The organism is Methanosarcina horonobensis HB-1 = JCM 15518, assembly GCF_000970285.1.
In the GTDB taxonomy this organism is placed as follows: domain Archaea; phylum Halobacteriota; class Methanosarcinia; order Methanosarcinales; family Methanosarcinaceae; genus Methanosarcina; species Methanosarcina horonobensis.
The window spans coordinates 315,978-329,182 of record NZ_CP009516.1 but is presented as its reverse complement, the minus strand read 5'-3'; the positions used below and the strand labels follow the sequence as shown (position 1 = coordinate 329,182).

Below are 13,205 nucleotides of genomic sequence, written 5' to 3'. Positions count from 1 at the left end.
TATAGTTATAAAAATAAAGGGGAGCTAGAAAAAATATGACAGCAAAAAGCGTATCCGAGCTTTCAGAAGTCCAGAAAACAGAACTCTCCAAACTCTTCGGGGAATATGTCAATCTTGACAAACGCGAACGCCACTATTATAATCACGATATAGGAGCCCTCCCTCCACTTGTTAAAAAAGTGATAGGAAAAGCAGATCCGGCAGCCGTTGTAAAGGTTCGTACAGAAGAAGATGTAATAAAGCTTCTGGAATTTGCAAACAGGCACAAAATTCCTGTAGTTCCACGTGCAGGAGCCTCCTCAGGGTATGGCGGAGTAATCCCTACAAAAGGAGGAATTGTTGCCGACGTGACCCTGCTTAATAAAGTAATCAGCATCGACCCGGAAGGACAGAAAGCAGTTGTGCAGAGCGGGATTATCTGGGAAAAACTGGAAAGAAAGCTGAAAGAAGAGGGCCTTTCTGTAAGGGCACTTCCATCGAGCGCCCCTTCCTCAACCGTAGGAGGCTGGCTTGCCCAGAGCGGAGCCGGATACGGGAGTTATGAGTTCGGCTGGGGCTACGAGAGCATGGAAAAAGTCCGGGTCGTTCTCCCAAACGGAAAAATAAAGGAATTTTCAGGTCCCGAACTCAAGAAGCTGATAGGGACAATGGGAACAACGGGAATAATAACCGAAATCACCCTGAACGTCCAAAAACTCGAAAATAGAGATGCTGTTTCTGCAAGTTTCCCTGATGCTTCAGCTATGAAAAAAGCAGTTGAAACAATCAGGGCAAAGAACATTCCTCTCTGGTCAATCTCCTTCCTGAATCCCGAATGGGCGGACATGAAAAACAAATCACCTCAGAAACTCCACTACGGAGAAGTTGTGGATAAAGACAGACCTGTGCTGCCTGTTGCTTATGTCTGCACCTTCATGTATCCTGCTTCGAGAGACGTGTCCGGCTTGAGAGAAGCAATCGAAAGTGCTGGCGGTACGGTTCTCCCTGAGGAGATTGCAAAGCACGAGACCGAAGAATGGTTCAAATCCATGAAGGTAAAAAGACTTGGTCCCTCCTTCATTCCTGCAGAAATACTCGTGCCGCTTGAAAACATGGACAGTGTATTTGAAGAGATTAAAAAGAAGATCAAACTTCCGGTGCTCACCGAAGGGATGGTTATCAGCGACGGAAACGTTGTACTTCTCTGTTTCATGCGCCATTCCGAGCGTTCCGTACTTTTCAATACGGCCTTTGCACTGTCCCTGAGTATCCTTAAAATTGCAGAAGAAAATGTAGGTAGAGCTTACTCTTCAGGCCTGTTCTTCGCCTCGAAGAAGAAGAGTGTCTTCGGAGACAGGCTTGCAGAAATCGAAGCTTTGAGAAAAGAAAACGACCCCAACGGGATTATGAACCCTGAAACCCTGGAAGGGAAAGGGCTTCTGAACACAGCCGTGTCTCTTGGATCTTCTTTCGAACCCATGGGCAGGCTTGTAGGGAACATGTCCGGGATAGGAGAAGTCAGCTTCAAAAATGAAAAGGAAATACCCGCAGAGGTTGCCGAACTTGCTTATTCCTGTTCCCAGTGCGGGTACTGTGTGAGCGAGTGCGACCAGTACTACGGCAGGGGCTGGGAATCCCAGTCTCCAAGAGGGAAATGGTTCTTTATTAAAGAGTACCTGGCAGGCAGGGAAAAACTTGACCAGAGGCAGACAAACACTTTCCTTGGCTGTACCACCTGCCAGATGTGCGATTCCAGGTGCGAACTGGATATGCCAATCGAACATGCCTGGATGACCATGCGGGATAAACTGATTGGGGAAGAGAAAAAGATGACTTTCCCGCCCTTTGAGATCATGGCTGCAAGCCTCCTGAAAGAGCGGAATATATGGGCAAATTACAGGAAAGACCGGGATAAATGGATACCAGAAGATATCCGGGCAAAAATGAAGGATGAAGCCGAGTACGCTTACTTTGCAGGCTGCACAGCATCCTTTGTGGAAAATGACGTTGCTGTAGGGGCAGTCCGCATGCTCGACGATGCAGGTATCGAATTCACGGGGCTCTTTGACAAAGAAGCCTGCTGTGGAATCCCCATGCTTGTTGCCGGGAAGTGGGACGTTTTTGAGAAGATAATGAGAATGAACGTCTCAAACATGAAAAAGAAAGGCGTAAAAACGGTCATTACTTCCTGCCCTGCATGCTGGCTCATGTGGCACACAGTCTATCCCCAGTGGGCAGAAAAGCTCGGGATCGAATACGGGCTTGAGACAAAGCACTATTCCGAAGTCCTTGTGGAACGACTTGACGTCCTTAAACCGAAGTTTAAGCAGCCCCTTGACAAAGTGGTCGCCTGGCACGACTCCTGCCACCTGGGAAGAGCAGGAGGTAAAGTATACGAGCCTCCGAGAGAGCTCCTTAAAGCCATACCCGGCATAAAATTCAGAGAACTGGAATATAATAGAGAAAGAGCGCACTGCTGCGGCTCCGTTGTCAGCCTGATTGCCGAGCCTCCGGTTGCTTACAGGCTGGGGAACATGAGACTTCAGGAAGCTGCTGATGTGAATGCTGATGTTATTGTAGCTCTTTGCCCATGCTGCATCTTCCAGTTCAGGGTGGCAGCGCAGGAAAATAACCTTGACATACAGGCTCAGGACCTCGGTGCCCTGGTAGCGAGAAGTCTCGGCTACGACATCCCGGACTCGACAAACTATACGCTGCAATCCTGGGTGCCTTTCGAAAAGATGATCGACCTCATGCAGCCCGAAAAGATGACCGATCTCATGGTTGAACTCATGCCCCAGATGATGGCTGCCATGCCAGCACCTCTTCAAGCAATGATGAAGATGGTCAAGTACGTACCAGGCATGGATGCCATGATGAAACCCATGATGCCGGTTATGATGCCAAGACTCATGCCTTCTGTCATGCCAAAAGTCATGCCTGATATGCTCAAAGCCGTGGAAAGAAGAGTCCCCATGCCGGACTACATGAAAGAACAGCTCCCTGATCTCATGCCAAAAGCCATGGAAAATCTCATGCCCAATATGCTGCCTGAGTTGATTCCGTTGCTTACTCCGCGCATGATCGAGTATATAAAAACTCACTGAAAGCCATCTAAGAAAAATAGAGAAACTAAAAACAGAATCAAGAAATCGAAGGAAAAAAACCTGAAGTTCCTTCGATTAACCCTTTTTTCAGACAAAATTAATTTCATTTTTTTCACCCCTCTGTGTTCTCTAACTAATTTTATTGATGGTGTCTCAGTTTTCCTCGTTTTATTTGAGAGGCTGTCCTCAATATCGAGCTTCAGTATTAGAATTTATGAGCTCTCCTAATAGTCCTCCTGAGCTTAACTCATTGTATAACTTCTAAAGTAGTCCTCTTGAGCGAAGCGGAGCGAGCGAAAAGGACCTCGTGCTGTTGCGATTACATCGCAACTCCCAGAAAATCTCCGATTTTCTGTGATCCCGAAGCGAAACTCGGGAAGCGAAACTCATGTATTAAAAGGACCAGCAGACTCTTTTTTCAGGATTAGGGATCTGACCTTCAGAGGAATTCTTATATAGAAGTGCTTGCATTAAGAATAGGAAAATTACGCACAAAGGTAAGTGCTCAGGAATACAATTAACAAAAATTCATATATTTCACATCATTAAAAGGAGATTGAAGTTTGGCAGCACAACCGATCTTTATATTAAGGGAAGGCAGCAAGAGAACCCACGGTTCCGACGCTCAGCACAACAACATTATGGCCGCAAAGGCAGTAGCTGAAGCGGTGAGGACCACTCTTGGGCCTAAGGGTATGGACAAGATGCTTGTAGACTCGATGGGAGATGTCGTCATCACCAATGACGGAGCAACCATCCTCAAAGAAATGGACATTGAGCACCCCGGTGCAAAGATGATCGTAGAAGTCGCCAAGACTCAGGACGCCGAAGTCGGTGACGGAACAACTACCGCAGCCGTCCTCGCAGGAGAATTCCTGACAAAGGCGGAAGACCTGCTTGAAAGCGGCGTACACCCCACTGTAATCGCAAGCGGTTACAGGCTCGCAGCAGCCCAGGCTGTAAAGATTCTTGACACAGTCACCATCAGCGCATCTCCTGAAGATACCGAGACTCTCGAGAAGATCGCAGGCACAGCCATCACCGGAAAGGGTGCGGAATCACACAAGGCTCACCTCTCCAGGCTCGCAGTCCATGCAATTAAGTCCGTTGTTGAGAAAAGTGAAGACGGAAAGATCACTGTCGACATAGAAGATGTTAAAACCGAAAAGAGACCTGGCGGAAGCATCAAGGACTCTGAAATTATCGAAGGTGTAATTGTCGATAAGGAACGTGTCCACACCGGCATGCCGGAAGTTGTAAAGGATGCAAAGGTTCTTCTTTTAAGCGTACCTATCGAACTCAAAAAGACCGAAACCAAAGCTGAAATTAAGATCACCACCCCTGACCAGATGCAGCTTTTCCTTGACCAGGAAGAAGCAATGCTCAGGGAAATCGTTGACAAGGTAATCAAGACCGGTGCAAACGTAGTCTTCTGCCAGAAGGGCATTGATGACCTTGCCCAATACTACCTGACAAAGGCAGGCATTTTCGCAATCCGCAGAGTAAAGAAGAGCGACATGGACAAGCTCTCCAGAGCTACAGGCGGAAGGGTCATTACCAACCTTGACGAGATCGAAGAATCCGACCTCGGCTATGCAGGCCTTGTAGAAGAAAAGGATGTCACAGGCTCCAGAATGACCTTTGTCACAGGATGCAAGGAAAGCAAGACCACATCTATCCTGCTCCGCGGCGGAACCGAGCATGTGGTTGACGGCCTTGAGAGAGCCCTTGAAGATGCTCTCAGGGTTGTTGGCGTTGCCCTCGAAGACCAGAAGATCGTTGTCGGTGGCGGCTCTCCTGAAGTAGAACTATCCCTCCGGCTCAAGGAATATGCAGCAACCCTTAAAGGCAGGGAACAGCTTGCAGTAATGAAGTTTGCCGAGTCCCTGGAAATTATCCCGCACACCCTTGCAGAAAATGCAGGACTTGATCCGATCGACATGCTTGTGGAAATGCGCTCCCAGCACGAGAAAGGTAACAAGAGAGCCGGACTCAATGTTTATACAGGCAAGATTGAGGATATGTTCGAAAATGATGTTGTCGAACCCCTCAGGATCAAGACCCAGGCAATCAACGCAGCTACAGAAGCCGCAATCATGATCCTCAGGATCGACGACGTAATCGCCTCATCCGGCGGCGGAAGAGCAGGCCCAGGCCCGGGTATGGGCGGCGAAATGCCGGAAGACATGTAAATATATTTAAAACTAAACTGGCGGTTTCCGGAAAAGCTCAACTTTCCGGTTTCACCTTTTAAAAATCTTTTTTAAGAATCAATTATTGAAAAAATTAAAAAATACGTTTTTCGAAAAATTAACCATTATTAATATATTTTATTAAAATCGGATATTATAAGAGGGTCAAAGGCTTCAGAAAAGTACGTTTTTGAATTGAAGTCTGGCAGAATATGCTGAATTTAAGAAAAACTTTACCTGGCTTCATAGCAGGAGATTTCTCTTGCGTCTACTCTCACGGGTTTTCCGATTTCATTTGAGATAACATTCCTTACCCTTGCCATACACCTGCACTCAAGTTGAATACGGGCTGAAAGGGTCTCTCGCTCTTCAATATAGAGTTCATTTGAGCTGACAAAAGAGTGAACTGAGATCTGCTTTTGAACAACCCTTGCTATGAGCCCCTGAGTCCCATCAGTTAGGTCCTGAAGGCTTGTAGAGGTCAGGAGAACACTGTCTCCTGCATTGAGCCCCAGTATTCCGAAGAAGTTCTGCGGATTTCTGATCTCAAGAGTCCTGAGATCGTGCTTTTTCAGGATCTCAATCACGGAGTCGGCAATTCCTGTTAATGCGATGTACTCCATGAGATCACCCGTACATTGGGAACTCCTTTTTGACTTCTCCTTTCTGCTCGGTAGCCTGAACGTCTTCAGCAAGCCTCTGGAGTTCGATCTCTATGCGCTCAGCCTGTTCTATGAGCCTATCAGTGCTGACTGAAAGTCCATACAGCTCATTAAGGACTCCAATCACAGAAGATGCGGCTCTTGGGTCCGGGTTCTGGGTTTTCGTAGCCCCGAGAAGGCTGATTGCAGGAATTCCGCGCAGCAAGCATTCAGCCATTACGCTGCCTGAAATCCCGGAAATAGTTCCCATCTGGAAAATCTCGACCTTATCCCTGATTTTATCCAGCATTTCCGGCGTGGTAGCTGCTCCGAAAACCTTATGTCCTCCGTCCATAATTGCAATCCCTGCAATGGAAGCAATCTCTCTGACGTTGATGGATTCAGCCCAGTCCACGAGAGCATTGCTTACATCATAGGATACCGAATGGCTGATAGGAATATCGGAAATAACTATAATGATATTGTGCTCCACATTTTCGTAGATCCTTACAGGCATGTTTATAAGCCCCTCATAAAGCACTGCGATTGAGGGGAAATACCTGGACTCAATGGAGCCTATGTACTCCATGTTCATTTCTTCGATCATGTGCTGACTTGCAATGTTCCCCACAAGCCCGATTCCGGGAAAACCTTCAATCAAAACAGGGTTTTTTGATTGAACAGGTTTCGTAATAATCTTCACGTCATTGTCGTCATAGTCTGTCGTAGTTGACAAAAAACCACCTCATGAAATACAACCCCTATGAGTATATCTTATCTAATCCTAAATAAACAAGTTTCTCGCCAGCCCGGGTCTGTGTTACCTTCTGCACAGGCACCAATAAAAAAAATATTGATGATCCCGGGATTTCGAATGCCATAACCCTCTTTTTTATTAAAAGAGAATCCTTTTAATATATATCTCTTCTCATGACAGAGAAAAAATAATTCAGATCAAAATTACTTATTTAATTACCACATCTTCTCCACTAAACGTTTGCCAAATATATGCCGAATATAAGCTGCGCTTCTGGGAGATAAAAAGGAGAGGGAAAAGAGTTTTACAGAAAAGATGGAAAATAAGAAGAAAGATCCGTAAAAACAGCAGATAAAAAGCACTATACATAAAAGATATAGATGTAAAAAACGGAAAAAAATAGATCTAAGCAGTAGAGTTAGATGTAAACGACAGAACCGGACTTAACAGAATTAAACTTAAAAAGATTATAATAATCAGTGGAAGAAGCTTGTAAAAGATAATTAAAAATCAAATGCAGGAGGAAATAATCATGGAAAAACCAATTCTTTATCTCGATAGCGTAGGGGAAGAAAATACGGAAGCTGTTATTGAGGTTGCAGCAGAAAGAGCATCAGAACTTGAAATCTCACATATCGTAGTTGCAAGTACCAGCGGGAAAACTGCTCTTAAAATGGCAGAGGCAGTAAAGGGCAGTGGCATCAAAGTAATTGGAGTAAGCCACCAGTACGGGCAGAAAGAAAAAGGTGAATGGGAAGTAGAAGAAGAGTACAAAAAGAAACTCGAAGAGCTCGGAGCAGTAATTACCACCCAGTCACACATGTTCTCCGGAATAGAGCGTTCGATCACAAAGAAGTTCGGAGGCTATTCAAGAACCGAGATAATTGCAGACGCCCTGCGTTCCCTTTTCGGAAAAGGCTTCAAGGTAGCTATAGAGGTTGCCATTATGGCAGCAGATTCAGGCCATATCCCTGTCTCAAACGATACCGAGATCATAGCCATAGGAGGCACGAGATGGGGCGCAGATGTGGCTCTCGTATTGAGGCCGGCCCACAGCAATGACTTTTTCTCCCTTCAGGTCAGGGAAATCATTGCTATGCCACGGGCAAAAGAAGACTGATTCCAAAAAGTAGATAAAGGGAAGAAAAAAATGAGGAGAGGGGGACTATAGTTTAGACGTAAATATTAAACTTAGTTCGCTTGATATCCTATGATCATGAAAAACAAGGACGGAAAGGAAAAGCTCCACTAACATTTTTAATTAGTCCTCTTATAGCTCTGCCCACTCTATAACTTATAAAGTAGTCCTCTTGAGCGAAGCGAAAAGGACAGCGTACTGTTGCGATTACATCGCAACTCCCAGAAAATCTCCGATTTCCTGTGATCCCGAGGCGCAATTCGAGCGAGGTGCAATTAGGGTGGCGCAACTAGACTGGCACTACCATAATTATTCGTACTTAGAAACCAAGTACTTTGCAATGTATTCAGCAAAAAGTTCCAGATCGTCAATGTCATTTTGGAGATGTGAATAAAGCTTTTCAAGGTCAATATCTGCATACATGTGGACAAGCACATTTCGAAAACCGGCTGCAGGTGCCAGCTTCTTGGTAAATTCTTTTGGGAGAACATCGTGCTGGCCAAGTACCAGAATAACTTCTCTGTAAGTGTCTGGACGCCTCAATTTCTCGCTAGAAATGATCATCTCACAGATATCAATCATGCAGGCAAGAGAGATCTCTATATACCTTTCAATCGCTCCCCTCAAAGTACGATTGTTCCTTATCTCCTCAATATCACACGATTGATATTCTCTGAGGGTGCTGATATACTCCCCAAGTTGTTCCAGCTTGAAGTTGATCTCTTTTATCATCGAAACCCGCTCTCTGCTATCCTTCTCAGGCTCTCTTTTGCATGCCTTTCAATATGGTACCGCTCGTCCAGGTACCTGGACATGATTTTTGTCTCAAACTTTACCCTTAAAGGTTCATCGGACTTTAAAATGATCCCGTTACGTATGATGTTATATGTCAAAAGGAGAGGAGAATCATTGAGTACCACAAGGTCTACATTGTTCGTTTTAAGAAGACCTGTAAGTTCACTTATTAATTCCAGCTGAAGGTCAAAAGCTTCCTTTTGTAAAAGAGTATCATCAAAAAGCACAGCAATATCTATGTCACTCAGGCAATTAGATTCTCCCCGGACGGTTGAACCGAAAAGATAAGCCAATGAAATATTCTCAACTTTGGAGAAAAATTCCCTTAGCTTCTGTTCAAGCTGTTCAAAATCGAGGTGTGGTGTAATAGGCTGCATATCATCAATTGTTTATGATTTTATACCTGCATCTGTTTATAATTTATGCAAGCTCTATATTTTTCCTGGACTTTTCCTCCATAGGCTACAAAAAATCGGAGTAAGGTCTTTGTTTATAGCTAGTTCTCAAAATAAACGTAAGATGAGAGAATTATTTTCCAACAAAGCCGCCAGCCCCAAAGATAAATATATCTGAGAGGCATCTATACCCGCGGCATGTCAGCGATATTTGAAATTCTAGATAAGGACGCAGGCGGCAGGATAGGGAAACTCAGGACTCCTCACGGGATAGTCGAGACTCCTACGGTCATGCCTGTAATTAATCCGAACATCCAGCTTATTTCCCCGAAAGAGATGAGAAGTTTCGGGGCAGAGATTCTGATCACCAATTCCTACATTATTTACCGTAAAGAAGAGCTCCGAAGCGTCGCCCTTGAAAGAGGGCTGCATGGGCTTCTTGGCTTTGACGGCCCGATTATGACAGACTCGGGTTCTTTCCAGCTTTCAGTGTACGGGTCAGTTGAAGTTACAAACGAGGAGATCCTCGAGTTCCAGGAAAAAATAGGAAGCGACATTATAGTCCCTCTTGATATTCCTACTCCTCCGGACGTCCACTTTAAGAAGGCAGAAGAAGAGCTTGCGATTACAGCCGAACGTCTCGAAGCTGCCCGCAAATTCATCCAGAGCAAACAGCTCCTCGCAGGCCCGGTTCAGGGTTCTACCTATCCCGAACTAAGGGAAAAAGCTGCATCTCACCTGAGGAATCTGAACTTTGAAGTCTATCCATTGGGGGCTGTTGTCCCTCTGATGGAATCTTACCGCTATGCAGAGCTTGTTGATGTAATTGCAGCATCCAAAAAAGGACTTTCTCCAACCTCACCCGTCCACCTTTTCGGGGCAGGGCATCCCATGATGTTTGCTCTTGCAGTTGCTCTTGGCTGCGACCTGTTTGACTCGGCAGCTTATGCCCTATATGCAAAAGACGGACGTTATATTACTGCAAACGGGACATATCACATAGAAAAATTGAATTATCTGCCCTGTTCCTGCCCTGTCTGTTCCAAATATACTGCCGATGAACTGAAAAAAGCCAGAAATAAAGAAGAACTTCTGGGGCGGCATAACCTTTATGCGACCTTTGCAGAAATCAGGCTGATCAAGCAGTCTATCAAGGATGGAAAACTGCTCGAGCTTGTCGAACAGCGCTGCCGTGCTCACCCGAAACTCCTTGACGGGCTGAAAAGGCTCTACACTCATTCTGCATGGCTGGAACAGTTTGACCCTGCAACCAAAGGCACATACTTTTACTGCGGGCCGGAATCCTCCTCCAGACCTGAAGTTCTGCGCTTCGGAAAAAGGCTGGAGAGGTTCAGCCTTGAAGGTTCGGCAATTATCCGCGCAGCCCCTGTAAAAGGAGAAAAAGACTATGACCGGATCCTGGCATTCAAAGCTCCGTTCGGGGCTTTTCCTGCGGAAATGGAAGAGGTTTATCCCTTCAATGCCGAGATCCCGAAGTTTCCGGACTACGAAGCTCTCAGCACAGCCCTCTCAAACACAATTAAATTGATGGATCTGAACCCTGGGGCAGAGTTTACCTTTATCTGCGAAAAAGAGTTTGAACACCCTTTAATTGAAGAAATCGGGAAAAAAGCAAAGCTCGTATACAGAGAAGCCTGGAAAAAAGAATAAGCAAGCTATGAAAGCTTGTTAAAATGGGTTTCTTTCGGGCTCTTTAATGATATGAGGTGTAGTATATCTAACAACTCTTATCTAACAGCCCTTCTCCAACAGCCTTCCATATATGTCAAATTCTCAACTCTCCCGTACTGGCAGAATCTTTCAGTAAAAAAGGAAACTTTTTTGAAATGCGAAAGTTTTATAGGACTATTTGCAAACAAGCACTTAAACAGAAAAATCCCGAAACATGAGATTCCGGACACAGAAAAATCCGTATAAACCGAAAATTCACAGGTGAAACTATTGTCCCTTACAGCAAGAATCGGGGAGCTCAGCCCCTACCTCCGGCTGCTGAGACCCGAACTCTACTACATGGACCTGACCCTCCCTGCCGCAAGCGCGATCCTTGCTTCATATCTGGCAACCGGAGGGCTGCCCTTACTTGTCCCCTTCCTGATTGCCGTGATAGGAGGCTTTGCGGCTATAACCAGTTCATACGTTTTCAATGACTGCTGCGATGTCGATATCGACACTATCAATATTCCGAACCGTCCACTGCCCTCTTCGAGAGTTTCAAAGAACTCGGCGATGATGTATGCCTTCTTGCTTTTGCTTATCGCAGGTGCCGCAGCTACGTACCTGAACCCTGAGTCCCTTGTAGTCCTCTTTATCGCAGCTGCAACTATCACTGTTTACTCAATCTTTGCAAAGCGCAGCACATTCCTGAGTTTTCTTCCCGTAGGCATTTCCTACGGGCTCGTGCCTGTCGGGATATGGCTTGCATTCGATCCGGCCGGGATTTTGAAAGGCAGTGACGGGGTAATTCTACCTCTTCCTGCAATCTGCTTCGGACTCATGATGTGCGTAACTGACTGGGCTTTTACTCTGGGAGGCGTTGCCAGGGATGTAGAGGGAGACAGGCTAAAAGGAGCTCCTACAATGCCCGTAACCTTCGGGATCCCCTTTACTGCCAGGTTTGTGACCTTCTGGTGGATTGTAGGGGTTATTGCGTCGGTTATCATAGGCTGGTCAGCCCGGCTCGGTCCCGTATTTTTTGCAGGAGCTCTTGCTTCAGGGCTCTGGATGCTTACCCAGTGCTTTGACTTTATCAGGCATCCCACTCCTGAGAGAGGCGGTGCACTTTTCCTTAACGGTTCAAATTACAGAGCAATAATGTTCGGGTCAATGATCCTTGATGTTGTGCTCTGCATATATCTGGGATCTTATACCTCCATTCTCTGGTGAAAAAAGGATAGATAAAAATGGACGCGGACATTATTGTAATCGGGGCATCCCCTGCAGGACTCATGGCTGCCAGAAATGCCTGTGAAAAAGGTGCAGATATCCTTTTGCTCGAAAAGAAAGAAGAGATTGGAAATCCACCACACCCTGCAAACTCTTTCTTTAAGGGGATGCTTGACAGGTGCGGAGAAAAGGCAGACCCGTCTTATGTCGTACATTACCTCAAAGGGATGAAGATTATCTCCCCTGAAGGTAGAGAAGTAATAGTTGAAACCCCAGGTTATTCCATCGACAAATCAAATTTTGACCGGTTTTATGCGGAAAAAGTTATGAAAACCGGCGTTGAACTCAGAACAGGGATCGAAGCAAGGGATATCTGGAAGGAAGGAAGGGAATTTGCTGTCATTACTTCTGAGGGGACATTAAGATCCAAGCTTGTGATTATTTCCGACGGCATCAATTCGAAAATAGCTTCTCGTCTGGGTATGAAAACGATGAAACACCCTGAAGATATAGCCTGGGGAACTGAACTTGATATTAGAGCACCCGGACTGGGTAAACCTGAGATGTTTGAGTATTATGTAGGAAATCATGCCCCAGGCTGGAAGACCACATATGCTCCCAGGGGAGGAGATAATGCAGCTATCGGAGCTTATGTACGAAGGTGCGGAAAGGATGCGACCCCTTACCTGAATGCCTGGGTAGAGCGTTTCAAAAAACTTAAAGGGCTAGAAGAAATAGAGGTTGTAAGAAAACTTTCCGGGGGAGACCCCATAGTAACCATACCCGGGGAATACATAACTGACGGGATAATGGTAGTCGGAGGAGCTGCAGGCCAGTCAGGAATAGGGTATGCGATGAGGGCAGGCCAGATATGCGGAGATGTGGCTGCAGATTCTGTGAAAAGAGGAGACGTTTCAAAAAATGCTCTCTCCGAGTACAGAAAAATCTGGGAAAAAGAGTTTAAAGTAGAGCACTACGTGGGCCGTATAGGACTTGAGACCCTCAGGAAGATGACGGACAGAGAAATCGATGAGATGGCAGAAGTGTTTGAAAACGAAGACCTCTCCTTCATTCACGGCAGCGCTTTTGAACAGGCAATGCAGGTTTTCACATTCATGTTGAAGAAGAAACCTTCAGCTATGCTAAAGTATAGGGCATTCCTGAGAAACAAATAAATTGGAATATAAACTACTGGAAACAAACTGAAAGTTAAGGCAGGCTGAGTAAAGACAGGATTTTAGGAACTGAAAAAAAGGCAAAAACGGAAAAAATAGAACGGAACAATACAGAAAGGGAA

The 13,205-nt window shown here is 45.6% G+C and carries 10 protein-coding genes; 6 read left to right on the top strand and 4 right to left on the bottom strand.

The window, feature by feature from the left end; all coding sequences use genetic code 11:
• Window positions 1-35: 35 nt before the first annotated feature.
• Both MSHOH_RS01365 and thsB read left to right on the top strand, forming a co-directional pair.
• Window positions 36-3,086: an FAD-binding and (Fe-S)-binding domain-containing protein gene (locus tag MSHOH_RS01365; protein WP_048136806.1), complete on the top strand. Its 3,051-nt coding sequence runs from the start codon at window positions 36-38 to the stop codon at window positions 3,084-3,086.
• 563 nt (window positions 3,087-3,649) lie between these two features.
• Complete coding sequence (gene thsB / locus MSHOH_RS01360) at window positions 3,650-5,278, top strand: thermosome subunit beta (protein WP_048136805.1); 1,629 nt, start codon at window positions 3,650-3,652, stop codon at window positions 5,276-5,278.
• A 233-nt stretch (window positions 5,279-5,511) separates the two neighbouring features.
• Here thsB and MSHOH_RS01355 read toward each other — a convergent pair whose 3' ends face one another.
• Window positions 5,512-5,901 (bottom strand): DUF473 domain-containing protein, encoded by a 390-nt coding sequence (locus tag MSHOH_RS01355; protein ID WP_048136804.1) that lies wholly within the window; start codon window positions 5,899-5,901, stop codon window positions 5,512-5,514.
• A gap of 4 nt (window positions 5,902-5,905) precedes the next feature.
• The gene (locus MSHOH_RS01350; protein WP_048136803.1) at window positions 5,906-6,655 is read right to left on the bottom strand and encodes a proteasome assembly chaperone family protein; all 750 of its coding nucleotides are present in this window, start codon (window positions 6,653-6,655) and stop codon (window positions 5,906-5,908) included.
• Between the two features lie 553 nt (window positions 6,656-7,208).
• Between MSHOH_RS01350 and MSHOH_RS01345 the strand changes: the two genes are divergently transcribed.
• A complete protein-coding gene (locus MSHOH_RS01345; protein ID WP_048136802.1) occupies window positions 7,209-7,796 on the top strand; it encodes a pyruvate kinase alpha/beta domain-containing protein in 588 nt (195 codons plus the stop codon).
• Between the two features lie 327 nt (window positions 7,797-8,123).
• Here the strand turns inward: MSHOH_RS01345 and hepT are convergent, their stop codons facing one another.
• Window positions 8,124-8,546, bottom strand: a complete 423-nt coding sequence (hepT, locus tag MSHOH_RS01340) for a type VII toxin-antitoxin system HepT family RNase toxin (protein WP_048136801.1) — start codon at window positions 8,544-8,546, stop codon at window positions 8,124-8,126.
• Window positions 8,543-8,986 (bottom strand): type VII toxin-antitoxin system MntA family adenylyltransferase antitoxin, encoded by a 444-nt coding sequence (gene mntA / locus MSHOH_RS01335; RefSeq protein WP_048136800.1) that lies wholly within the window; start codon window positions 8,984-8,986, stop codon window positions 8,543-8,545. Before mntA ends, hepT begins: the two co-directional genes overlap by 4 nt.
• A 216-nt stretch (window positions 8,987-9,202) precedes the next feature.
• Between mntA and tgtA the strand changes: the two genes are divergently transcribed.
• From tgtA to MSHOH_RS01315, 3 genes are all read left to right on the top strand, one after another.
• Complete coding sequence (gene tgtA, locus MSHOH_RS01330; RefSeq protein WP_048136799.1) at window positions 9,203-10,675, top strand: tRNA guanosine(15) transglycosylase TgtA; 1,473 nt, start codon at window positions 9,203-9,205, stop codon at window positions 10,673-10,675.
• Window positions 10,676-10,966: 291 nt separating this feature from the next.
• Entirely contained in the window at window positions 10,967-11,908 is a 942-nt protein-coding gene (locus MSHOH_RS01320) for a UbiA family prenyltransferase (RefSeq protein WP_048136797.1), read from the top strand.
• A 17-nt stretch (window positions 11,909-11,925) separates the two neighbouring features.
• Window positions 11,926-13,083: an NAD(P)/FAD-dependent oxidoreductase gene (locus MSHOH_RS01315; RefSeq protein WP_048136796.1), complete on the top strand. Its 1,158-nt coding sequence runs from the start codon at window positions 11,926-11,928 to the stop codon at window positions 13,081-13,083.
• Window positions 13,084-13,205 lie beyond the last annotated feature (122 nt).